This is a genomic window from Vibrio sp. TRT 29B02, from assembly GCF_050113655.1.
Classification (GTDB): Bacteria; Pseudomonadota; Gammaproteobacteria; order Enterobacterales; family Vibrionaceae; genus Vibrio.
In genome coordinates this window covers 17,778-42,029 of the sequence record NZ_JBNJOJ010000007.1, presented here as the reverse complement: position 1 = coordinate 42,029, position 24,252 = coordinate 17,778, and the positions used below count along the sequence as shown (strand labels likewise).

22 protein-coding genes are annotated in these 24,252 nt (G+C 44.7%); 12 read left to right on the top strand and 10 right to left on the bottom strand.

What is annotated here, in order from left to right:
- Positions 1-24: 24 nt before the first annotated feature.
- Positions 25-1,173 (bottom strand): flavohemoglobin expression-modulating QEGLA motif protein, encoded by a 1,149-nt coding sequence (locus ACQEXT_RS06170; RefSeq protein WP_331427575.1) that lies wholly within the window; start codon positions 1,171-1,173, stop codon positions 25-27.
- 121 nt (positions 1,174-1,294) lie between these two features.
- The gene (locus ACQEXT_RS06165) at positions 1,295-2,440 is read right to left on the bottom strand and encodes a Na/Pi symporter (protein WP_331417577.1); all 1,146 of its coding nucleotides are present in this window, start codon (positions 2,438-2,440) and stop codon (positions 1,295-1,297) included.
- Between the two features lie 410 nt (positions 2,441-2,850).
- Between ACQEXT_RS06165 and nhaR the strand changes: the two genes are divergently transcribed.
- Both nhaR and ACQEXT_RS06155 read left to right on the top strand, forming a co-directional pair.
- Positions 2,851-3,741: a transcriptional activator NhaR gene (nhaR, locus tag ACQEXT_RS06160; RefSeq protein ID WP_138972114.1), complete on the top strand. Its 891-nt coding sequence runs from the start codon at positions 2,851-2,853 to the stop codon at positions 3,739-3,741.
- Positions 3,742-3,915: 174 nt separating this feature from the next.
- Positions 3,916-4,212, top strand: a complete 297-nt coding sequence (locus ACQEXT_RS06155; protein WP_138972113.1) for an ArsR/SmtB family transcription factor — start codon at positions 3,916-3,918, stop codon at positions 4,210-4,212.
- 98 nt (positions 4,213-4,310) lie between these two features.
- Here the strand turns inward: ACQEXT_RS06155 and rpsT are convergent, their stop codons facing one another.
- Complete coding sequence (rpsT, locus tag ACQEXT_RS06150; protein ID WP_038206410.1) at positions 4,311-4,571, bottom strand: 30S ribosomal protein S20; 261 nt, start codon at positions 4,569-4,571, stop codon at positions 4,311-4,313.
- A gap of 247 nt (positions 4,572-4,818) precedes the next feature.
- Between rpsT and murJ the strand changes: the two genes are divergently transcribed.
- The 6 genes from murJ (at position 4,819) to ispH (ending at position 12,448) form a co-directional block, all read left to right on the top strand.
- Entirely contained in the window at positions 4,819-6,387 is a 1,569-nt protein-coding gene (gene murJ, locus ACQEXT_RS06145) for a murein biosynthesis integral membrane protein MurJ (protein WP_426951086.1), read from the top strand.
- Between the two features lie 85 nt (positions 6,388-6,472).
- Positions 6,473-7,417, top strand: coding sequence for a bifunctional riboflavin kinase/FAD synthetase (ribF, locus tag ACQEXT_RS06140; protein ID WP_426951085.1), 945 nt, complete (start codon positions 6,473-6,475; stop codon positions 7,415-7,417).
- 55 nt (positions 7,418-7,472) lie between these two features.
- Positions 7,473-10,301: an isoleucine--tRNA ligase gene (gene ileS, locus ACQEXT_RS06135; RefSeq protein ID WP_426951084.1), complete on the top strand. Its 2,829-nt coding sequence runs from the start codon at positions 7,473-7,475 to the stop codon at positions 10,299-10,301.
- A 74-nt stretch (positions 10,302-10,375) separates the two neighbouring features.
- Positions 10,376-10,885 carry a signal peptidase II gene (lspA, locus tag ACQEXT_RS06130; RefSeq protein WP_331417582.1) on the top strand — a complete coding sequence of 170 codons (510 nt, stop codon included), beginning with the start codon at positions 10,376-10,378 and terminating at the stop codon, positions 10,883-10,885.
- A gap of 141 nt (positions 10,886-11,026) precedes the next feature.
- Positions 11,027-11,458, top strand: coding sequence for an FKBP-type peptidyl-prolyl cis-trans isomerase (fkpB, locus tag ACQEXT_RS06125; protein WP_138972108.1), 432 nt, complete (start codon positions 11,027-11,029; stop codon positions 11,456-11,458).
- 24 nt (positions 11,459-11,482) lie between these two features.
- On the top strand, positions 11,483-12,448 hold the full coding sequence (gene ispH, locus ACQEXT_RS06120; protein WP_171052205.1) for a 4-hydroxy-3-methylbut-2-enyl diphosphate reductase: 966 nt from the start codon (positions 11,483-11,485) through the stop codon (positions 12,446-12,448).
- Positions 12,449-12,554: 106 nt separating this feature from the next.
- Here ispH and ACQEXT_RS06115 read toward each other — a convergent pair whose 3' ends face one another.
- The gene (locus ACQEXT_RS06115; RefSeq protein ID WP_426951082.1) at positions 12,555-14,039 is read right to left on the bottom strand and encodes a carbon starvation CstA family protein; all 1,485 of its coding nucleotides are present in this window, start codon (positions 14,037-14,039) and stop codon (positions 12,555-12,557) included.
- A 205-nt stretch (positions 14,040-14,244) separates the two neighbouring features.
- On the opposite strand from ACQEXT_RS06115, the gene ACQEXT_RS06110 reads away from it, so the two are divergent.
- Positions 14,245-14,586: a DUF2799 domain-containing protein gene (locus ACQEXT_RS06110; protein ID WP_426951081.1), complete on the top strand. Its 342-nt coding sequence runs from the start codon at positions 14,245-14,247 to the stop codon at positions 14,584-14,586.
- Positions 14,587-14,647: 61 nt separating this feature from the next.
- Here ACQEXT_RS06110 and murQ read toward each other — a convergent pair whose 3' ends face one another.
- Together murQ and ACQEXT_RS06100 are read right to left on the bottom strand one after the other, a co-directional pair.
- Positions 14,648-15,574, bottom strand: a complete 927-nt coding sequence (gene murQ / locus ACQEXT_RS06105; protein WP_426951080.1) for an N-acetylmuramic acid 6-phosphate etherase — start codon at positions 15,572-15,574, stop codon at positions 14,648-14,650.
- 8 nt (positions 15,575-15,582) lie between these two features.
- On the bottom strand, positions 15,583-16,698 hold the full coding sequence (locus ACQEXT_RS06100; RefSeq protein WP_426951078.1) for an anhydro-N-acetylmuramic acid kinase: 1,116 nt from the start codon (positions 16,696-16,698) through the stop codon (positions 15,583-15,585).
- Positions 16,699-16,797: 99 nt separating this feature from the next.
- Here ACQEXT_RS06100 and nagZ point away from each other — a divergent pair, with 99 nt between their 5' ends.
- The gene (nagZ, locus tag ACQEXT_RS06095) at positions 16,798-17,784 is read left to right on the top strand and encodes a beta-N-acetylhexosaminidase (RefSeq protein ID WP_426951077.1); all 987 of its coding nucleotides are present in this window, start codon (positions 16,798-16,800) and stop codon (positions 17,782-17,784) included.
- Between the two features lie 41 nt (positions 17,785-17,825).
- Here the strand turns inward: nagZ and btsR are convergent, their stop codons facing one another.
- Positions 17,826-18,545 carry a two-component system response regulator BtsR gene (gene btsR / locus ACQEXT_RS06090; RefSeq protein WP_138971371.1) on the bottom strand — a complete coding sequence of 240 codons (720 nt, stop codon included), beginning with the start codon at positions 18,543-18,545 and terminating at the stop codon, positions 17,826-17,828.
- An 8-nt stretch (positions 18,546-18,553) separates the two neighbouring features.
- Positions 18,554-20,230 carry a sensor histidine kinase gene (locus tag ACQEXT_RS06085; RefSeq protein ID WP_138971370.1) on the bottom strand — a complete coding sequence of 559 codons (1,677 nt, stop codon included), beginning with the start codon at positions 20,228-20,230 and terminating at the stop codon, positions 18,554-18,556.
- Positions 20,231-20,470: 240 nt separating this feature from the next.
- Here ACQEXT_RS06085 and ACQEXT_RS06080 point away from each other — a divergent pair, with 240 nt between their 5' ends.
- On the top strand, positions 20,471-21,544 hold the full coding sequence (locus ACQEXT_RS06080; protein ID WP_138971369.1) for a 3-deoxy-7-phosphoheptulonate synthase: 1,074 nt from the start codon (positions 20,471-20,473) through the stop codon (positions 21,542-21,544).
- Positions 21,545-21,568: 24 nt separating this feature from the next.
- On the top strand, positions 21,569-22,696 hold the full coding sequence (gene tyrA / locus ACQEXT_RS06075) for a bifunctional chorismate mutase/prephenate dehydrogenase (RefSeq protein WP_269377372.1): 1,128 nt from the start codon (positions 21,569-21,571) through the stop codon (positions 22,694-22,696).
- A 49-nt stretch (positions 22,697-22,745) separates the two neighbouring features.
- On the opposite strand, the gene ACQEXT_RS06070 is transcribed toward tyrA, so the two are convergent.
- Entirely contained in the window at positions 22,746-23,750 is a 1,005-nt protein-coding gene (locus ACQEXT_RS06070) for a peptidoglycan DD-metalloendopeptidase family protein (RefSeq protein ID WP_138971367.1), read from the bottom strand.
- Positions 23,751-23,762: 12 nt separating this feature from the next.
- Complete coding sequence (locus ACQEXT_RS06065) at positions 23,763-24,134, bottom strand: PilZ domain-containing protein (RefSeq protein ID WP_138971366.1); 372 nt, start codon at positions 24,132-24,134, stop codon at positions 23,763-23,765.
- Positions 24,135-24,252 lie beyond the last annotated feature (118 nt).

The window sequence follows — 24,252 nt, the reverse complement described above, 5'->3', positions numbered from 1 at the left end:
CCCTTTTTTTTGTTTTTCAGATGGTTATTTCAGCGCGTTGGCGACAAACTTGTAGATAGGATCCGTAAGCGCAGGATTAGCGATAGCCGGACTAATAAACTTAGGAGGAATAAGGATACCGTCCTCGACTAAAGATTTTATGGTAGAGAAATAGCGTATCTCCGTTTTACCTGCCAGCAGCAAATTAAAATCCTCACCGAGTTGCTCATAGGCGTTGAGAATCTCTCTAAACCCTCTGAGATAGAGGTAATCTTTGGTATAGCCTCCGCCACGGTATACACGGCTTGTAATCGTAAATGCCGTCATATCGTCCGCTTTATACTGCTCTTTAAGTAGCATAAAGGTATTTCTAAAATCGCGGTCAACGATCATCGATTCTACTGCGACAACACGAAGTGCCAATGTTCTGAGGCGTTGCAGACTAAAGTGACCAGAAAGAAACTCACATAAGATAGCCAGCCCTTCTTGAGTAGTCGTATTGACAGGACAACCTAGACTCAGCAACTTCAGTGGTTGTGCTTGACCATTCAAAGTGGTTAACAGATGGACACCTAATTCATGGTGGGCGAGGGCGTGAAGTTCATTCGCAGAGATGCTTGCCGACGCATTAATTTTTACTTTGGTGCCTGACACTAATGCATTGGCGATCATGCTATCGTTGATTTCTATCTCCCCTGAATAGCCATGCTGGAAGCAAAACTGCTGCATAAACGCGGCAATCTCTTCACTGTTGTGGCGTGGAGAAGTATCTTCGTCAATGGGCAGATGTAGCAAGAAATGCGCATTTCGCACGTCCTTACTGCTTGGCTCACCAAAATAGCGTAGCGAGTTATACAAGAAGTCCGCACAACCAATAGAACTGAGCTGATCAAGCTTATCGGCATAGGATTGAATCACTTCAGCATAGAGTGAACGGAGTTTTTCATTATCGATATTTTCGATAGGAAGAGAGTAAAGATCACGCTTGGCTTGATGAACATCAAACGTCTGCTCTTTATAGACAAAGTTAGGCTCGACAGAAAATCGATTATCGAAAAAACGCTGCCTCTCTTCGGCATAATTTTGTGGCGTTACGCTGCTTAAGATATCGATATCTTCAACGAGTGATGACAGTTGTTGATCTATTTGCCCTGCCACGGCGAGTAGTTGTTCGTTTTCTTTATGGTCCATCATAGTGTACGTCGCTGTTTTTCTTCAGTGTGTATCAGCTGATGATTTTTTACCAATGAAAACCGATCCATAAATAACAAAAAAGGAGAGCATGGGCTCTCCTTTCAGAAATCGTATTGGCTGATTATGCAGTCATTGCCAGAATCACACCAGGTAGCAAGATAAATACGGATAGTAAGTAACCTATAACGACCGTTTTATTCTTAACTGCCATATCAGAAATGAAGTCAGCACCTTTAAGAGGAATTTCACGTAGGAATGGAATTCCGTAGATTAATACTGTTGCCATGATGTTGAATACTAAGTGAACCAGAGCAATTTGAAGAGCGAATACTGCGAACTCGCCAGATACTGCTGTTGCTGCTAGTAGAGCGGTAATACAAGTACCGATGTTAGCACCTAGTGTAAATGGGTATACATCACGAACTTTTAGTACACCAGTACCAACCAGTGGAACCATCAGGCTTGTTGTTGTCGATGAAGACTGAACCAGCACAGTAACAATTGAACCAGACGTGATGCCGTGAATTGGACCACGACCAATCGCATTTTTTAGGATCTCACGCGCACGGCCAACCATTAGACTCTTCATCAACTTACCCATTACAGTAATTGCGACGAAGATAGTTGCGATACCCAGTGCGATAAGCAGGACACCACCAATCGTGTCACCAAATGTGCTTAGCGGTTCTTTCACTGCGCTAACAACGGGTTTAGTGATTGGTTTGATGAAGTTAAGACCTTTGATGCTCATATCACCCGTTGCTAGGAACGGAGAAACTAACCAATGAGAAATCTTATCTAAAATACCAAACATCATTTCAAGAGGTAGGAAGATCGCAACCGCAAGAAGGTTAAAGAAGTCGTGAATAGTTGCACTGGCAAAAGCGCGCTTAAACTCTTCTTTGCAACGAACGTGTCCTAATGAAACAAGCGTATTTGTCACTGTTGTGCCGATATTCGCACCCATCACCATAGGGATAGCTGTTTCTACCGGAAGACCGCCGGCAACGAGGCCCACGATAATTGAAGTTACTGTACTTGAAGACTGGATCAGTGCTGTTGCGACTAAGCCGATCATCAAACCTGCTACAGGGTGAGAGGCAAATTCAAATAGAACTTTAGCTTGATCGCCAGTCGCCCATTTAAAACCACTGCCAACCATCGATACCGCTAGAAGTAGCAGATACAACATGAATGCCAAGTTAGCCCAGCGCAACCAGCGAGTAGTGCTCGAAATTGGCGCCGCTGTAGTAGTAGCTTGGTTCATAATCATTTTCTCCGTGGACCGTTAATGTCTTTGTTTTGGTCTGTTGTTGAAACTGAGGCTGATGGTAGAGATGAAATATTTCAGTAATATTACAGTTCCGTGTAACCGCTTTGTTTTTCATCATTACAAACGAATATAGCTGTATTTTGAACTTTACAATTTATGTAAGATTCTGATTTTAAAGTTATTTTCGCTTAGACCGTTAGTGGTTGTTCAATGTGAGAAAAATCAAAAAAAAAGGAGAAAAAATCCTTTTGGTGAATCATTTATTACATTGGTTTGTAATAATTGAATTTAAAAGCTCGGTAAAACATACGGTAATCTGTAAATGTGTAAGTTTTTCCGAGTTATTGTTGTCATGCTCAGCATTTGTTATAACCTTATCCATTCGAACCAAAAGAGTCATCGCGATGTCGCATTTAAATTACAACCACCTCTATTACTTCTGGATGGTCTGCAAGCAAGGTTCTGTAACAAAAGCGGCCGATGCTCTGTTTTTGACCCCGCAGACGGTTACTGGCCAAATTAAAGCGCTTGAAGATCGAATGGACGGTAAGTTAACGAAACGCAATGGTCGCAGTATTGAACCTACAGAGCTTGGCCAATTGGTATTTAAGTATGCCGATAGAATGTTTGGCCTAAGTTATGAGATGCTCGACATCGTTAATTACAGCCAACGAGCCAACATACTCTTTGATGTTGGTGTGGCTGATGCGCTTTCTAAACGTTTGGTGAGCAAAATTTTGTTAACCACTGTGCCTGATGACAATAGCATCCATTTACGGTGTTTTGAGTCGACTCATGAAATGCTACTTGAACAGCTTTCCCAGCATAAGCTGGATATGATTTTATCTGATTGTCCGGTTGACTCGAGCCAAAGCCCTGGCCTCTATAGTAAGAAACTTGGTGAATGCAATATGAGTTTCTTCTGTTCAGGTAATGTGGATAGTGTCAGTTTTCCTGCTGTATTAGAGCAGCGTAAATTGCTTATTCCTGGTAGTCGTACCGCAATGGGCCGCAAAGTATTACAGTGGTTTGATCGACAGGGTCTTCAAGCGAATATCCTTGGTGAGTTTGATGATGTGGCATTAATGAAAGCATTTGCCCGTTACCATCATGATGTCATCTTCTTAGCGCCGTCTATTTACGTTAAAGAAGTAGAAAGTGATCTCCCATTGCAGTTGATAGGCCATATTGATGAACTGAAAGAAGAGTATTATGTGATATTCGCTGAAAGGATGATTCAACACCCTGCTGTAAAGAATGTTTGTGATGTAGATTTTACGAGTTTATTTAATTAAACCAGATGGTTAATTAAACTGAATAGATTATTTTTCTCAGTTGAATTAATATTTGAATGATTCGCTTAAACATAATTATTAATCGTGCGAATCTGGTTAGTACAGAAGGTTAGTTATTTCTGTAAGGCTGAAAATTTTTGTCAAAGTTATGCTTGTATCAAGAGGTCATTGGTGATGGATTTACAAGAGATGGAAAAAAACTCTGCAAAGGCAGTGGTGCTACTCAAGGCGATGGCGAATGAACGACGTCTTCAGATTTTGTGCCTGCTCCATAACCAAGAGTTATCCGTTGGAGAGTTGTGCTGCAAACTGGAATTGAGCCAGTCAGCGTTGTCGCAACATTTGGCTTGGTTAAGAAGAGATGGACTGGTTCATACTCGAAAAGAAGCTCAAACGGTTTATTACACATTAAGCAGTGAAGAAGTGAAGTCTATGATTCAGTTACTACACGAGCTTTACTGTGATAATTAAGAACAGGTGATGAGCAATTAATTGCTCATTTACAAATAGCAGATATAAAAAAACCGGCCAAGGCCGGTTTTTTCTTTCACTGTATAATCAGAGTTCTATTAAAGAGCTTTGATTGCAGCAGAGAAACGAGACTTATGACGTGCAGCTTTATTCTTGTGAATAAGGCCTTTAGTAGCCATGCGGTCTAGGATTGGTGTAACTGTAGCAAAAGCTTCAGTTGCAGCAGCTTTGTCGCCTGCTTCGATAGCAGCAACAGTTTTCTTCATGTAAGTACGCATCATTGAGCGACGGCTAGCGTTGTGCTGACGACGTTTCTCAGCCTGGATAGCGCGCTTCTTAGCAGATTTACTATTTGCCAAGGGTCTAACTCCCAAAAACTTAGTTCAGTGACAATTTAAGGGCGAGGAATATCCCCTATTTGCTCTTAAATGTCAAATAATTTGTGCAAAAACCAATCGAGCCAAACAAATTTTGGATTGAAAGGTCTTCACGGTTAAGATGGCGGGGATTCTAACAGTATTTTTTTTTCAATGCTAATACTAATCTGCTCTGGTTATGACATTCCTAGTGTAAAGTAGAGCGAAATTTTTGATTCCCGAGGTAATTGTGAGTAAACGCCTACTCAAGTCTGGCATGATAGTGAGTGCCATGACCCTGATTTCTCGCGTACTTGGCCTAGTGCGAGATGTTGTTGTTGCCAACCTGATGGGGGCGGGTGCAAGCGCTGATGTTTTCTTCTTTGCCAATAAAATTCCCAACTTCCTCAGGCGTTTATTTGCTGAAGGTGCATTCTCTCAGGCATTTGTTCCTGTTCTGACGGAGTATCATGCTGCGGGAGATATGGATAAAACTCGCCAACTTATTGCGAGGGCCGCAGGTACCTTAGGGGTTCTTGTCTCGATAGTGACATTGTTTGGTGTCTTAGGTTCGGGAATCGTGACGGCTCTATTTGGTTTTGGCTGGTTTTTAGATTGGATGCATGGCGGCCCGTCGGCAGAAAAGTTTGTTCTGGCCAGCCTGATGCTCAAAATTACCTTTCCATATTTATGGTTCATCACCTTTGTCGCTCTTTCTGGGGCAATACTTAACACCATGGGGAAATTTGCCGTTTCTTCATTTACCCCAGTGTTCCTCAATGTGATGATCATTTTATCGGCCTGGTTTATTGCTCCTCAGCTAGCTCAACCAGAAATTGGTTTGGCGATTGGTGTGTTCCTCGGTGGTTTAGTCCAGTTCCTTTTTCAAATCCCATTTTTGATAAAAGCAGGAGTGATGGTTAAACCTCAGTGGGGATGGCGAGATCCTGGTGTGGTCAAAATTCGCACGTTAATGATTCCAGCGTTATTTGGCGTATCAGTGAGTCAGATAAACTTGCTGTTTGACACTTTTATCGCCAGCTTCCTTCAAACGGGATCGATCAGTTGGCTTTATTACTCAGACCGCCTGCTTGAATTTCCTCTTGGCTTATTTGGTATAGCCATTGCGACAGTCATCCTACCCGCGCTGTCACGCAAACACGTCGATGCTCACAACGAAGGTTTTGCCCAGACAATGGACTGGGGCGTACGCATGGTGACACTACTGGGTATTCCCGCGATGTTGGGCTTGATGGTGCTAGCAAAACCTATGTTGATGGTGCTGTTCATGCGTGGGGAATTTACGCCACAAGATGTCGAGTTTGCTTCGATGTCATTGATGGCTTATGCGTCTGGTTTACTCAACTTTATGCTGATTAAAGTTCTCGCCCCTGGTTATTATTCTCGCCAAGATACAAAAACGCCAGTGAAGTACGGCATTATCGCAATGGTAACGAACATGGTCTTCAATGCTATCTTCGCTTATTTTTATGGCTATGTCGGTCTGGCTATTGCGACGGCACTATCGGCTTTGGTCAACATGACTCTACTATATAGAGGTTTGCATATCGCAGGTGTTTACCAGTTAACACGCAAAACACTCATCTTTGTTGGCAAGCTAATTATTGCGGGTGGCTTAATGGTCACAGCGATCATGTGGCAGTTGGAAGAGATGAGTATTTGGCTGAGCTGGAGTTTAGCTCATCGCGTGATGTGGTTGTCTATGCTGATTGGTTTAGGTGCAGGGGTTTATTTGGTGACACTTCTGGTTATGGGTATACGTTTAAAAGACTTAAAAGCAGCGACAGAGCGAACCTGATTAGTATATAATCCGTCAGTTTCACGCAATGTTAACTCTTTTAGACAGTATTTATAGCCAATAGATAGGTTTTTAGCAGTCCCCAATGGAATTGATTCGAGGTATTCACAATATCAAACCCCACCATCAAGGGTGTGTATTGACGATCGGAAACTTCGATGGTGTTCATCTTGGACATCAGGAAGTATTACGACAAGTGTCTGAACAGGCAAAGGAATTAGGTCTGCCCTCGACGGTAATGACATTCGACCCTCAGCCATTGGAACTGTTTGCTAAAGATAAAGCACCAGCGAGGCTGGCACGCCTCAGAGATAAGTTTGTGCAACTGAGTAAATTGAATATTGAAAGGTTGCTTTGTGTAAACTTTAACCTTAAGTTCGCCAATCAAACCCCTGAGGCATTTATTAGTGACTTGTTGGTAGCGCGTTTGGGTGTTAAGTTTCTCGTCGTAGGCGATGATTTCTGCTTTGGTCATGGTCGTAAGGGGAACTTTGCGATGCTGCAAGAAGCAGGAAAAAAGTACGGCTTTGAAGTGGTCAGCACACAAAGCTTTCGCTTAGCTGAGTTGCGGGTTAGCAGCACAGCAATACGTCGGGCATTAGCGCAAGATAAGCTTGATGAAGCTGCGCAAATGTTAGGACGTCATTATAGTATTAGTGGTCGAGTCTCTCATGGTCGTAAATTGGGTAGAACCATTGGTTTCCCTACGGCAAATATCCCACTAAAGCGTTGCGTATCTCCAGTGTCAGGTGTTTATACCGTTGAGGCATTAGGTCTTGATGATGGGCCTATCGGAGGTGTGGCGAACATTGGTAACCGACCGACGGTTAACGGTGTACGTCAGCAACTAGAAGTACATTTATTCGACTTTAAAGCCAATTTATATGGCAAACAGTTGGAAATCGTACTTTTAGATAAGATTCGAGATGAGCATAAATTTGAGTCATTCGAAGCTTTGAAACAACAAATTGAATTGGATGCTGAAGCAGCAAGGGTGTGGCTGCGTCAGCGTAAAGACCAAGCGGTTTAGTTCGCTGCTTGGCATAATGTCTAACTGTCACCCAACACAACGGAATTAAGAATCGATGAGTGAGTATAAAGATACCCTGAACCTTCCTGAAACAGGGTTTCCGATGCGCGGCAATCTGGCCAATCGTGAGCCAGAGATGCTTGAGCGTTGGTACAAAGAAGACCTTTACGGTGAAATCCGTAAAGCGAAGAAAGGCAAAAAATCTTTCGTTCTACACGATGGTCCTCCATACGCGAATGGTGACATTCACATTGGCCACGCACTAAACAAGATTCTTAAAGACATTATTATTAAATCCAAAACACTTTCTGGTTTTGATGCACCGTACATTCCAGGTTGGGACTGTCACGGCCTACCAATTGAACTAATGGTAGAGAAGAAGAAAGGCAAACCAGGCCAAAAGATCTCTGCGGCAGAGTTCCGTGAAGAGTGTCGTAAATACGCTCAAGGTCAGGTTGAAGGTCAAAAAGAGAGCTTCAAGCGTCTAGGTATCATGGGAGAGTGGGATAAGCCTTACCGCACGATGGATTTTGCTACCGAAGCAAATATCATCCGCGCGTTAGGTAAAATCGCTGACAATGGTCATCTACTGAAAGGCTTCAAGCCAGTTCATTGGTGTACGGACTGTGGTTCGGCACTTGCTGAGGCTGAAGTAGAGTACAAAGACAAAGTTTCTCCTTCGATTGATGTTCGCTTCAAAGCGACAGATGCTGCGGCTCTACTGTCGAAGTTTAATCTTATTGAAGGTCATGAAGGCGAAGGCGATATCTCAATTGTTATCTGGACGACGACACCGTGGACACTGCCAGCAAACCGCGCAGTATGTTTACGCGGTGATCTAGAGTATGTACTTGTCCAAATTGAAGGTGAGTCTAAAGAGCGTATCATCGTTGCGTCTGAATTAGCGAAAGATGTCATGGACCGTGCTGGTATTGAGCACTTCCACAACCTAGGTTTTGCTAAGGGTAGTGATCTTGAATTGCTTCAGTTCAATCACCCATTCTATGACTTTACCGTGCCAGCGATCTTAGGTGATCACGTGACTACTGATTCGGGTACAGGTGTTGTCCATACCGCGCCAGGTCACGGTCAAGAAGACTTCGCAGTAGGTAACCAATACAACCTAGAAGTGGCTAACCCTGTAGGTTCAAACGGCGTTTACCTACCAGATACTGAGTTGTTTGCTGGTCAACACGTATTCAAAGCGAACGATGCGGTCGTTGAAACGCTCAAAGAAAAAGGCGCGCTTCTTCATCACCACGCTTATGAGCACAGCTACCCACACTGTTGGCGCCATAAGACTCCAATCATCTTCCGTGCAACACCTCAGTGGTTTGTATCGATGGACCAAGCAGGTCTACGTGCTAAAGCACTAGAGTCAATCAAAGGTGTGGAGTGGATGCCTGAGTGGGGTCAAAGTCGTATCGAAGGTATGATTGAAGGTCGTCCTGAGTGGTGTATCTCACGCCAACGTACTTGGGGTGTGCCGATCGCTCTATTCGTTCACAAAGAAACTGCAGAGCTTCATCCAAACACAATTGAACTGGTTGAGAAAGTTGCTCAACTTGTTGAAGAAAAAGGCATCCAAGCTTGGTGGGATCTAGAAATTTCAGATCTACTTGGTGATGACGCTGATAAATACGAGAAAGTACTTGATACTCTAGACGTATGGTTCGATTCAGGTGTTACTCACTATTCAGTGGTTGACGCTCGTGAAGAGTACAACGGCAACAGCGCAGATCTTTACCTGGAAGGTTCTGACCAACACCGTGGTTGGTTCCAGTCGTCATTGATTTCATCTATCGCGATGAAAGGTGAAGCGCCATACAAGCAAGTGTTAACGCACGGCTTCGTTGTAGATGGTCACGGTCGTAAGATGTCGAAATCGATTGGTAACGTAGTTGCACCGAAAGATGTCACGAACAAGCTAGGTGCAGATATTCTGCGTCTATGGGTTGCATCAACAGACTACACTGGCGAAGTCGCGGTATCTGATGAAATTCTTAAGCGCTCTGCTGATGCGTACCGTCGTATCCGTAACACAGCACGTTTCTTCCTTGCGAACCTAAGTGGTTTCAACCCTGCAACGGATATTGTTCCTGCAGAAGAAATGGTTGCACTTGATCGTTGGGCTGTTGGTCGCGCACTAGCGGCTCAGGAAGAAATTGTTAAAGCATACGGCGAGTACAACACTCACGCAGTGACTCAGCGCTTGATGCACTTCTGTTCGATTGAGATGGGTTCATTCTACCTAGACGTGATCAAAGACCGTCAGTACACAGCAAAACGTGGCGGACACGCTCAACGTAGCTGTCAGACGGCGCTTTACTACATCGTAGAAGCGTTGGTACGTTGGATGGCTCCTATCATGTCGTTTACAGCGGATGAAATCTGGAATGAAATGCCAGGTGAGCGCGATAAGTTTGTTTTCACTGGTGAATGGTTCGATGGCCTGTTCGGATTGACTGAAGGTGAAGAGCTGAACAACGAGTTCTGGGCTGAGATTCAGTTGATTCGTGGTAGCGTGAACAAGCTGCTAGAAGACGCTCGTAAAGACAAGACAATCGGTGGCTCTCTACAAGCTGAAGTCACGCTATATGCCGACGATGCACTACTGGCTAAGCTAGGTAAGCTAGAAGACGAACTGCGTTTTGCACTACTGACATCAACCGCAGTGGTTAAGTCTCTAGGTGAAAAATCTCAAGCAGCACAAGCGACCGATGTTGAAGGTCTGTTTGTTGAAGTTAAAGCGACTGAAAACGAGAAGTGTGACCGCTGTTGGCACCATACTCCAGACGTTGGTACGATCGAAGGCCATGAGAAGATCTGTGGTCGTTGTGTATCGAACGTAGATGGTGAAGGCGAAGTACGTAAATTTGCATAATTCGCAGTAGCGTAACTGAACTTTTCAGAAATTAAATAGCCCCAGTATCTACTGGGGCTACTTTTAGGAACTGTATGAACGAGCAAACATTAACTCTTAAACAATCAGGTGTACGTTGGCTATGGCTAGCGTTGGTTATCTTCCTTGCGGACATCGGTATTAAACTGTTTGTGATGGATAATATGGGTTATGGATGGGCAAATCGAATAGAGGTACTGCCTTTCTTCAATTTCCTTTATGTTCATAATTACGGCGCTGCGTTTAGCTTCCTGAGCGATCAGGCTGGCTGGCAACGTTGGCTATTTACTGGGATTGCATTTGCAGTCACCGCAATGCTGACTTACTGGATGAGTAAACTTCCAGCGGCCGAAAAGTGGAACAATATCGCCTACGCTATGATTATTGGTGGTGCGGTAGGTAACGTCTTCGATCGTGTCGTCCATGGTTATGTGGTCGATTACCTCGACTTTTACTGGGGTAATTATCATTGGCCAGCATTCAATCTGGCTGATACTACTATCTGTATTGGTGCTGCGATGATTATCTTAGATGGCTTTCGTAAAAAAGACGACGCCAAAGCTTAATTCGTGATGAATTGAATAACCCTAAGCGCTGTCGGTTGATTACGGTGGCGCTTTTTAGTATACCCGTCTAGTTTGAATCCGAGCGCCAATTTGACGGCGACACATCTATTAAAACAATAACGACACCAAGGAAGCAGTAACGTGACTACAATCGCCCAAGATTCAGCAGTAACTTTGCACTTTACGATCAAAATGAAAGACGGGTCTGTTGCCGACAGTACCCATAACATGGGCAAACCAGCCAAACTAGTGATTGGTGATGGTAGCCTTAGTGAAAACTTTGAACAGTGTTTGCTGGGTCTTAACTCAGGTGACCAAAAGGCCATTGAACTTAAAGCTCAAGATGCGTTTGGTTTGCCAAATCCAGACAATATTCATCATATGGACCGTGCTAAGTTTGTTGGTGACGCGGAAGTGGAAGTGGGCACCATCATGGCTTTTTCTGGTCCAGACGGAATGGAAATTCCTGGCATTATTACCGAAATAGCTGGCGACTCTGTGACCGTAGATTTCAACCATCCGCTAGCAGGACAGGATGTGACTTTTGAAGTTGAGATTTTGTCAGTAGAATAACCGCCCAAAGAAGAAAACAACGCCATGAGCAATGAAATGAAAATTCTATTAGCCAACCCTCGCGGTTTTTGTGCCGGTGTTGATCGTGCGATCAGCATTGTTGAACGTGCATTAGAAATGTACCAACCACCAATCTACGTACGCCATGAGGTGGTTCACAACCGTTTTGTCGTGGAAGGCCTCAAGCAGCGTGGTGCGATCTTTGTTGAAGAGTTGCATGAAGTTCCAGATGACAATATCGTTATTTTTTCTGCTCATGGTGTGTCTCAAGCAGTACGCAAAGAGGCCAAAGAGCGTGCTCTCACCGTTTTTGACGCAACTTGTCCCTTAGTGACTAAAGTGCACATGGAAGTAGCTCGTGCGAGTCGTAAGCATATGGAAGTCGTGTTGATTGGTCATGCTGGACATCCTGAAGTTGAAGGTACAATGGGGCAATACGCCAGTGATAAAGGCGGTATGTACTTGGTGGAAACGCCAGCGGATGTAATCGCTCTTAAAGATAAGGTGCGTGATCCAAGCCACCTGCACTATGTGAGCCAAACAACGCTATCAGTGGATGAGACTGCAGATGTCATTGACGAGCTGCGTCGTGTCTTCCCTGACATTCAGGGTCCGCGCAAGGATGACATCTGTTATGCAACGCAAAATCGCCAGGACGCGGTGCGCGAAATGGCAGAGGATGTGGATGTTATGATTGTCGTCGGGTCTAAAAACTCTTCAAATTCTACTCGCCTTAAAGAACTGGCAGAAAAGCTGGGAACGCCGGGCTACCTCACTGACTGCACGGAAGACATCAAGTCGGAATGGTTTGAAGGCAAAACGAAAGTCGGGGTGACCGCGGGTGCTTCTGCTCCAGAGGAGTTGGTCAACCAAATCCTAGACCGAATAAAAGAGTTGGTCGGTGCTCGCTCGGTAGAAGAGATTCAAGGGCGTGAAGAGAATATGTTCTTTGAAGTACCGAAAGAGCTACAGATTAAGCAAATCGATTAATGATCACAACAACAAAAAGCCAGCGTTAAAGCTGGCTTTTTTACGCGCTTTACAATAGAAAAGGCTCCCGAAGGAGCCTTAGTTTTCATTACGTTTTTGTTTTGAGCTACGCAGTTTCTGTGACTGCTTGTGGTTTCTCTTCGTCAGCAAGGTCAGTTTCACCTTTACCTTTGGATCTCTTAATCACGTAAGCGGTAAAGGCTAGAGCAAACAGTACTCCAGAAATCGTTGAAATTTGAATTGGCAGACCAAAACCTAGTGAACTGTTATTGAGAATGAAGGTAACACACACTGTCGTCATGAACATTGCAGGGATAGTGGTAATCCAGTGCAGCTTGTTATGGCGTAGTAGGTACGCGGATGCAGTCCATAGCATCATGACCGCGGTCGTTTGGTTAGCAAAGCCGAAGTAACGCCAGATAATGCCGAAATCTACTTGAGTCAAGATACCACCGATAACGAATAGTGGAACTGCCATCAATAGTCGGTTGCGCAGTGTTTTTTGCTCCATGTTGAAGTATTCAGCTAGGATCAAACGGCTAGAGCGGAATGCAGTATCACCAGAAGTGATAGGTAGGATGACGACACCGAGGAAAGCGATTACACCACCAAAGACACCGAGTAGGCCAAATGATGCGCTGTAAACGACATTACCAGGACCACCGTTTTTCACAGCTTCAGAGAGTGATTCTAGTGAGCCAAAGAAAGATAGAGCGATCGCACACCAGATTAGCGCGATGACACCTTCACCGATCATTGCACCGTAGAAGACGAAGCGACCATTCTTTTCATTTTCCATACAGCGAGCCATCAGCGGAGACTGGGTTGCATGGAAACCTGAAATGGCACCACATGCGATAGTGATGAATAGCGCTGGCCATAAAGGCATATCATTTGGGTTAAGGTTAGTTAGCATATCGCTGACTTGGAAATCACCCATTACAGTGTGTTCGCTAGAGAAAGCAATCGCTGTCATTAGACCGACCGACATGAAGATAAGTAGGGCGCCAAATAGTGGGTAGAAGCGACCAATGATTTTATCAACAGGAACAATTGTAGCGATGATGTAGTAAGCGAAAATCGCGATAACCATGGTCGTCATGCTAACGTTCAGGCTAGTTTGATCGTTAATTAGGTTAGTGATCATTCCCGCAGGTGCTGAAACAAATACCACGCCGACTAGCAACAGAAGAACAATGGCAAAGATGTTCATAAAGTGTTTTGCGCCATTGCCTAGGTAGAGGCCTGTGATGGTCGGCACTGAAGCACCACCATTACGTACTGATAGCATACCTGAGAAGTAGTCATGTACCGCACCAGCAAAAATACAGCCGACCACAATCCATAGCATTGCTGCTGGGCCGTAAAGGGCTCCCATGATTGGGCCAAAGATAGGACCCACACCAGCAATATTCAGTAGTTGAACCAAGTAGACTTTTTTCGTCGACATTGGAACGTAGTCAACACCATCTTGCATAGTATGCGCAGGGGTTTGACGTTTTTCGTTAATACCAAAAATCTTCTCTACGAATGCGCCGTAGAGAAAGTAGCCACCTATCAGGGCCGCGACACAGGTTAGAAACCACAACATAGCACTTGTTCCTTAGTGAAATTAATTAAGCTCACCATGGATACTAAGTCTTTCTCGGGCAATCATCATTCGCTTCTGAAGTGAGTGGTCGTATAGAAAAATGAGTGGTTTTCTGGGCTATTAAGTGGTTTTTTCTGTCAGTGAGTGGCAATTGTTGAAGTTTAGTGGTTTGATTAATCACTGGAGATAAAGTCAAGGAAAAACAATGAGGAAGATAATTGTCGTAGCCATATTGACGGTTCTGACTGCGTGTGTGAGTAGCCCTGAGCAACTCGCAAAACAAGGAGACTGGTATCAAATTGGTTTTCAAGATGGAGTCAGTGGTCACACTCAGCGTTCTTATAAAGAGCTGACAAGTTTAGGCGCAGTTAAGCAGGCAGATTATGAAACGGGTTACTCGGAAGGTATCGGCCAATACTGCAACCCAGATTTCGCCTATCAGATAGGATTGTCTGGTCAATATTACGAAGGTGTGTGTGAAGGTACAGAGAGTGCGCAAAAGTTTCGAATGGAATGGCAGCGTGGCTGGAATGAATACCAGAACTAGCCATTGTTAATCGCATATAACAGAGGGGAGCAAGTTAGCCTCTGCTCCCCTAGTTATTCAATTAATCGTTGTGGTGAAGCTGAACCGCTTTGCGCAAAAAACCGTCTTGTTTATCGAGTTTACTTTTTGCTTCAGCAACGTCCATTCCAGTGAGAATCATCAGAATGGCTAACTTAACGTCATAGTGAGTTTGTTCGAGCGTTGCAATCGCTTCACTGTTATCACAATCAGTTGCCTGCATAACGATGCGTGCAGCGCGTGCAACCAGCTTTTTGTTGGTCGCTTTCACATCAACCATTAGGTTCTGATAACTCTTACCTAAACGAATCATTGATGCTGTCGTTAGCATATTCAGCACAAGTTTTTGCGCTGTTCCGGATTTTAATCGAGTCGATCCTGTAAGAGCTTCTGGCCCCACAATTGGGCTAATCGCTATTTGTGCAATATCGGCGATGGGAGAGTCAGGATTACAGGACAGGGCAACGGTGGTTGCGCCAATTTGGTTTGCGTATTCGAGCGCTCCAATCACGTAGGGTGTTCTGCCGCTGGCAGCAATACCAACCACCACGTCATTGTGAGCAAAATTGATCGCTTTAAGGTCTTCGATGCCTAAGGTAAATGAGTCTTCCGCGCCTTCTTTCGCTTTTAAAATCGCCTCTGGTCCACCAGCGATAAGTCCAATCACCATCTGATCGGATACGCCAAAAGTAGGAGGGCACTCTGAGGCGTCTAAAACACCCAAACGACCACTGGTTCCTGCCCCCATGTAGATCAAACGCCCTCCGCTCTTAAATGCCTCTGTGATTTTGTCGACGGCTTGAGCGATTTCAGGTAACACTTTCTCGACCGCCAGAGGAACCTGTTGGTCCTGTTGATTGATTCGCTTGACGATTTCACTTGAAGGCAAGAGGTCGATATCCATGGTCTCAGGATTACGCCCTTCAGAAACTAAATGTGAAAGTGCAGCGATAAGCGCATCATTAGTCATAGTTGTCCTTATTTATCAGCAAAGTACATCACACCAAGGCTAGCCAGTTTGGAGGCTCCGGTGACTTCAGGCAGATTGCTTGGCAGATTGTGAATACGGCGATAGGCCAGCCAAGCAAAGGCCATCGCTTCGATATTATTACTGTCGACGCCTTTGTCATCGGTTAGCATCACCTGCCAATCTGGCAATAGCTCGGCTAAGCGTTGCATGAGTAGTGGGTTATGAGCACCGCCACCACAGGTTAATAACTCTGGCCTATCGCCTAGTTTGAATTTTTTGACTTCATTAGCAATAGTTTGCGCGGTGTATTCACACAAGCTTCTTTGCACATCAGCAACCTTCGTTGAGTAACGGTTGAGGATGTTTTCTAACCAAGGCAAGTTGAACAGTTCGCGTCCGGTGCTTTTAGGTGCTGGAAGTGTTAGGTAAGGTTCATCAAGGAGTTCTGACAGTAGGTCAGTATCAATCTTGCCTTGATTAGCAAGCTGAGCATCTTTATCGAACGCGATACCTTGATGTTTATAACACCACGCGTCCATCAACATATTGCCAGGGCCTGTGTCGTAACCAATGACGGGGTGATCTGGTCTTAACACCGAAATGTTGGCAATGCCGCCGATATTGAGTACCACAACGCTTGAGCCATTCGATTTGAAAATTGATTGGTGGAAAGCAGGAACCAGAGGGGCACCTTGTCCACCCAGTGCAATATCTTTGCGTCGAAAATCGGCGACCGTATCTATCTGCGTTAGGGCTGCAATGATATTGGCATCACCAAGCTGGATGGTAAAAGGCGCGTCCCCATTAGGTTGGTGGAAGACGGTTTGACCATGATTGCCGATGGCAGTGATTTCTTTTGCTGTTCGTCCGCTTTTGGCCAACAGCGCTTGTACTGCTTCCGCATAAAGTTTGCCGAGTTGATGATCTATGTGACCAATTTCTGGAAGCGTAGTTGATTGACCCAGTGACACATTTAGGATTCGTTGTTTAAGTTGCTCTGGAATAGCATGATCATGGTTTTCCAACAGGCGAATATGACAATCGTCAATCTCGACCAGTGCAGTATCGATTCCATCAAGGCTAGTGCCTGACATAATGCCAATGTATAACTCTTTAGTGGTCATGCTCAATTTTCGCTAACAGTGAAGTTTAACCGTTGTAAACAGAGAATAATCCTAATAACCTCGGGAGCATAGCGAAATTCAGCTGGATGTGGAGAAATTATGGGACCGTTATGGATCGATGTGGCTGGTTGTGAACTGACTGCAGAAGATAAAGAAATTCTTGAACACCCAACCGTCGGTGGTGTGATTCTTTTTTCTCGCAACTACCATGATAGTGCGCAATTATTGGCGTTAAATAAAGCTATTCGTCACGCGGCTAAGAGACCTATTCTGATTGGTGTTGATCAAGAAGGTGGACGAGTACAGCGCTTTAGAGAGGGGTTCTCCCGAATTCCCGCTGCGCAGAGATATGCCCAGTTTGAAAACAGTGAGCAGTTAGCTCAGCAAGGCGGTTGGCTGATGGCTGCTGAGCTGGTGGCCCATGATATCGATCTTAGTTTTGCGCCTGTGTTGGATCAGGGGCATGAGTGTAAAGCGATCGGAGACCGTTCGTTTGGTGAGGATATGGATACCATCGTTTGCCATAGTCTCGCTTACATGAAAGGAATGAAATCGGTAGGAATGGCGACAACCGGCAAGCACTTCCCTGGTCATGGTGGTGTGATTGCTGACTCACATCTAGAAACCCCATTTGATTATCGCGATAACATTTTCGAACAGGATATGGCGATATTTAAAGCGCAAATCGAAGCCGGCATTCTTGATGCAATGATGCCAGCTCATGTTGTTTTTCCCCATTACGATGATCAGCCAGCGAGTGGTTCTGAATACTGGCTCAAACAAGTACTGCGTCACCAACTAGGTTTTAAAGGCATCGTTTTTTCTGATGACTTAAATATGGAAGGTGCGGCGATTATGGGGGGGCCAGCAGAGCGGTCTCATCAAGCATTGGTCGCAGGCTGTGACATGCTGCTGTTATGCAATAATCGACCAGGTCAGATTGAGGTGTTAGACAATCTGCCGATCATGGAAACGCCTGAAGCGGTTAAACTGTTGAAGACGCAAAGTTTTACCTTGGAAGATCTGCAACGCAGTGAGCAGTGGCGACAAGCGTCAGATGCGATGAAACGTATTTTAGAATCCTAACTGAAAGAGCCGCGACTGCGGCTCTTTTATTGATTGCTCAGTCAGTGAAAACCGAGTTTCTCCTTGAGGGTTTTAAGGTAACGACGACTCACTGGAAGAGGGTGATTGCTGACTGTGATAATTTCGGCCAAGCCATTTTCCAGTAGTTTAATTTCTTTAATGGCACTGATGTTGACGAGAAACTGTCGATGACAGCGAACAAGAGGTGTTTTCTCTTCTAACACTTTAAGTGTTAACTGAGACGTCGCTTTCTGTTCATGGGTCTGAACATGAACACCGCTAATGTCACTATAAGCAAACTCGACATCTTTAGTCGGAATAATAACGATTCTGTTGAGCCCAATACACGGCACCTGATCCAAACAAGGAGGAGCGATAGCGGCAATTTGCTCCTTATTGACTCGTTGTGTTTTCAGTAGTCGGTTAACTGTCTTAGTAAGCCTTTGGGTATCAACTGGCTTCAACAGATAGTCAAAGGCATTATCCTCAAATGCCTGAACGGCAAACTCATCATAAGCCGTAACAAACACGACTTTTGGCATCGTTTCGGGGTCGAGCATCGCCAGCAGCTCAATTCCCGTTATTTGTGGCATTTGGATATCGAGAAACACCACGTCAGGTTTAAGCTGATTGATTTTTTTTAACCCTTCGATTGCGTTGCTGGCTTGTTCGATAACTTGAATATGCCCAGTTTCTTCTAACAACTCTGTCAGTTCTTCGCGAGCAAAGAGTTCGTCATCTATGACTAATGCTGAAAGCATGGTGTTCCTTAATGAGAGTGTTCGTTGGGAATGATAAAGCTCATTCGCGTAAGTCTGTCCGGTTCTACTTCAATAGTGAGAGCCGAAGCACGACCAAATTTATTCGTGAGACGTTTGTCTACGATTTGCATACCTAATCCTAGATGGTCATCAGCTGGGGGAGAGTAACTGCCCGCGTTATCTTCAACAACGATACGATAACCCTCTTGCTCGACCTGACTGTAGACGCGAACAACGCCTCCGAATAGCAGATTTGATATCCCATGCTTGATGGCGTTTTCTACTAGTGGCTGAAGGGTAAATGTTGGCACTTTGCGACTGAGTAAACTTTCTTCGATGTCTATCGTTACTTCAAGCCTGTCGGTAAAACGCGCCTTTTCGATGGTCAGGTAGGCGTTCACATGGGCAAGCTCTTCTTTGAGGGTGACGGTTTCGATATCTTGCTTGAGATTGCTACGGAAGAAATGAGAAAGATGCTGAATAAGCTCTCTTGCTTTCGCGGGGTCTCGGCGAATAACTGCACTGATAGTATTTAGAGCATTGAACAAGAAATGCGGGTTGACTTGAGCATGGAGTAGTTTGATTTCCGCTTGAGATAATAAGGTTTGTTTCTGCTGGTAGTCACCAAATAGAATTTGGCTTGAGAGTAATTGGGCAATCCCTTCAGCCATCGACATATTGATGGTAGAAAACAGTTTTCGCTTGGGTTCGTACAACTTGATTGTTCCAATCACTCGTTCTCCCGCACGTAAGGGAATAATCAGTGCCGAACCAAGCTTGCATTCAGACGACAAAGAACACTGATAAGGCTTTTCCTTACCGTCGAGGTAGATAATGTCATTTTGTTGAATCGCATCTAATGTGCTTTGTGAAGAGATCGGGGTATTAGGTTTATGGTGATCATCCCCGATGCCTACAAAGGCTAGAATCTTTTCATCGTCGGTAATAGATACAGCACCAACGTTGGTTTCTTCGTAGATGATTCGAGCGATTTTCTCTGCATTTTGGCTGTTAAATCCTAATGCCAGGATACCCACTGAACGTTCAGCTATGTTGAGTGCACGCCGTGAAAACGTGGCTGAATACTCTTCGAAGATGGTTTTCCTGTCATGCAGAATACTCATAAATAAGGCTGCGCCGACAGAGTTAGCAATGATCATCGGAGCTGCAATAGCAGATACCAAGTTATACGCTTGATCAAAAGGTTTGGCGACGATCAGGATGATCAGCATCTGGACGATTTCTGCCACTAAGGTAACGGCAAAAACCACACTCGGATTAAAGAGTTGTTCAGACTTTCCTTTACGAAGTAGGTAGATATGCAGTAAGCCACCAATCAATCCTTCGGCAGTGGTTGATATTGCACAAGCCACGTCGGTGAAGCCACCGAGTGAGTAGCGGTGTAAGCCTCCGGTTAGTCCGACAAAAAAACCAACAATAGGCCCACCAAAGAGTCCACCCATTACCGCGCCTATCGCTCGGGTGTTGGCAATGGCATCATTGATCTGTAAACCAAAGTAAGTCCCCATAATACAGAATAGAGAGAACAGCACGTAGACGCTCAACTTGTGGCTAAGTCGGTTGGATATGTTCAGCAATGGCAGAAATATAGGGGTCTTACTAAGCATGTAAGCCAGCACTAAATAGACACACATCTGCTGTAGTAGGGAAAGAATCAGATCCATAGCAATAAAATTAGGTGTGGATTTATCCCTTATTCTAGATAACAAACCGCAGAGAAAACATGCTTATCTCATCATTCTTCGCTAAAACCAGCTAAAACCTCACGTGTAAATTTAAATTTACATTGGTGTTTTTTTTAGTTTACATGTTGCAATCTAAATTTGGGCTGTTATTTTATGTTTATTCAAGACCAAGTGATACGGATGAATCTTGGTGTAAAAATAAATATACAGGTTTAGGTTATGCAAAAAAGTGAATTGAGCAATATCAATATTAGTGATGAACAGGTTCTGATTACGCCAGAAGAGCTCAAGGCAAAATTGCCTCTTAGTGACAAAGCTCGTCGCGCTATCCAAGAATCACGTCAAACCATCGCGAATATCATCCACAAGAAAGATCACCGTCTGCTTGTTGTATGCGGGCCATGTTCAATCCACGATATCGATGCTGCGAAGGAATACGCTAAGCGTCTTAAAGCACTTTCAGAACAACTGAGTGATCAACTGTATATTGTTATGCGTGTTTACTTCGAAAAACCACGTACAACGGTTGGCTGGAAAGGTTTGATCAATGACCCACATCTAGATGGCTCTTTTGATATTGAGCACGGTCTTCATGTTGGTCGTGAGCTACTTGTCGACCTGGCTGAAATGAATATTCCATTAGCCACTGAAGCTCTGGATCCAATCAGCCCACAATACCTAGCAGATACCTTCAGCTGGGCTGCGATTGGTGCCCGCACCACTGAATCGCAAACTCACCGTGAAATGGCGAGTGGTCTTTCCATGCCAATTGGTTTTAAAAATGGTACAGATGGTAGCTTAGCAACGGCAATTAACGCGATGCAAGCTGCTTCTTCAAGCCACCGCTTTATGGGTATTAACCGTGAAGGTCAGGTTGCTTTACTGACGACTCAAGGCAACCCAAATGGTCATGTGATCCTACGCGGTGGTAAGCAGACCAATTACGATTCAGTTTCTGTGACTGAATGTGAGCAGGATATGGCCAAGCATGGTTTGGAAGCTTCGCTGATGGTGGATTGCAGTCACGCCAACTCACGTAAAGATTTCCGTCGTCAACCTTTGGTTGCAGAAGATGTGATCCACCAAATCCGTGAAGGGAACAAATCGATTATTGGCCTAATGATCGAAAGTCATATTAACGAGGGCAATCAGTCATCTGATATTCCGTTAAGTGAGATGCAATATGGTGTTTCTATCACCGACGCTTGTATCAATTGGGATACAACTGAGGCACTATTACGCCATGCACATGAAGAGCTAGTCCCTTTCCTAGAGAATCGTTTGAAAGGCTAATGTAGAAGAGTACAAGGAACATCAATGGCCGTTGAATTGAATGAGTTGCGTGATCAGATTGACGCAGTCGATAAACAGATTTTGGATTTGTTAGCCCAGCGACTTGCGTTAGTCGAGAAAGTCGGTGAAGTGAAAAGTAAACACGGCTTACCTATCTATGCCCCAGATCGTGAAGCGGCAATGCTGGCTTCACGTCGTCAAGAAGCAGAGAAGAAAGGCGTGCCCCCTCAACTCATTGAAGATATTCTTCGCCGCACAATGCGTGAATCTTATGCCAGTGAGAAAGATTCTGGTTTCAAATGCCTTAATCCTGAGCTTCGCTCTGTGGTGATTGTCGGCGGTCACGGTCAGCTTGGTGGCTTGTTTGGTCGTATGTTTAAGCTTTCTGGTTACGACGTTAAAGTGCTTGGGAGCAAAGACTGGGATCGAGCTGATGAAATGCTTGAGAATGCTGGGATGGTTGTGGTGACGGTTCCAATTCATCTTACCGAAGGTGTGATTGAGAAACTGGGTCAGTTACCTAAAGATTGTATATTGTGTGATTTAACCTCGATTAAGTCTAAGCCACTGCAAGCGATGCTTAACGTGCACCAAGGGCCGGTGGTTGGTCTGCATCCAATGTTTGGTCCTGATGTTCCAAGTTTGGCTAAGCAGGTGATTGTTTACTGTGATGGCCGAGGCGAAGAGAGCTACCAATGGTTGCTGCAACAGTTTTCTATTTGGGGTGCGAGCTTATGTCAGATTGATGCGAGTGAGCATGATCATGGTATGACCTTGATTCAGGCACTACGCCACTTCACTTCATTTGCATACGGTCTTCACCTTAGCCGTGAAAACCCCAATATCGATAAGCTACTCAAGCTGAGTTCACCTATTTATCGCTTAGAGCTCGCTATGGTTGGGCGACTATTCGGTCAAGATCCTAATTTGTACGGTGACATCATTCTCTCTTCTCAAGAGAATATCGACATGATCAAGCGTTTTCACCGTTGTTTTGGTGAAGCCTTGGAGATTCTTGATGGCAAGGACAAACAGGCATTTGTTGAGAGTTTTGACAAAGTCAGTGACTGGTTCGGTGACTACTCGCAGCAGTTCCTTGAAGAGAGCCAAAATTTGCTGAAGCAAGCCAATGACTCCATCCACAGAGGATAGAGTTAGGGATGTAAAAAGAGCGACTGAACGTCGCTCTTTTTGATCGCTATTATTGAATCACCACAGGTTCTGCTTGTGAAGCCTGTTCGTTTTTCACCGTGCTCACCGAGTTATCACTATACGGTGTATTGGTCAGATTGACCTGTAAGCGCACTGTTTCATCGATGATTTTTACCAGTGGAGCCCATTTGACTCCGTTCTCGTTTTCGAAAAGATAGTTAAAGTTCTCTGGCGTCCAATCCATGGTGTATTGCGGGTTGAGTGCTCGTCCTAAAAAGCGTACTTCGTAATGCAAGTGAGGCCCTGTTGAATTACCCGAGTTACCACAAGTGGCGATCAGATCCCCTTTACTTACAAACTGACCACTGCGAACTTTAAACTTGGCGAGGTGAGCATAGGAGCTCATAAAACCAAACGAGTGTCGAACGGTGAGAAAGTTACCAAATCCTTTTGAACTCGGGCGCACGGTTTCTACAACACCATCCGCAGGAGCATAAATCTCTTCACCGCGTTTACATGTCAGGTCGATGCCCGTATGAGTATGACGTTTGCCGGTAATTGGGTTCGTACGTCTGCCATATGGAGAAGATATGCGCTGGTAGTTGAGCGGCGAATCGTTCGGGATCATACGGAACATGGTCGCACGTACTGCTGAGTCAACCGCTGCGGCATCAAGTCGGTCTTCAAGATTCTGTTCATCGCTGAGTGTTTCATCAGCGAGTCCCAATACAGACTCTACGTCAAAGACACGTTTACCGAGAACTTGAATCTGGTTACGCTTATCTTCCAACTCCTGAGACAGTGAATGGGTGGTGTCCACTTGCTCTTCGTAGAGCATCTCGAGTTCGTTTTTAGCTTGTTCTACTGAGCTGAGTTGATCGAGCAGAGCATTGTAGTTTTGTTGCGTTTTCTGCTGTTGTTGCCAGAAATAAACCCCACCAGAACCTAGCGTACCGATCAGTAGCATAGAGGAAACAACGAAGTTTTTTCTTGAGATATAGAAGTGTTGTACCCCTGAGGAGTCAGGGATAGAAATAGTAATTTTTTTTGACATAAGCTAGTTAGGCTAGGTGTACTCACCTAAATCAGATAAGTGTTCGATGTCTCGATGTAAGAGCTCATCATCACCTACGTTTAGTTCGACCAACCGCTTCAAATGCCCGATACTTTCAATATCAATGTGATCAATACTCAGACGAATCACATTGTTATTAAGGCCAACAATATTCCCTACAAGTTGGATCGTAACATCACTTCCTGGAAGCGAAAATTCAACATCAACTTGTTTACCTACATCGAGTAAATCCGATTGGTCACTGGTAAGCAATAAACCGTGTAGCGAAAGATCGCTGACAAGGGCGATCACCTCAACGGACTCTTGTGTCAGTACTGCTTGAGCTTGGTAAACAATACGCGAAAAACGACGGCGTTCGATCATAACTTTCTCTCTTAATTGCAACTCGTAAGAGTATCAAAATTAAAGTGGCCACTATACGCGCTTGTTCGCATTCTTCGCGATCGCAACACGGACAATTATCCGTATTGTGAGCTATATA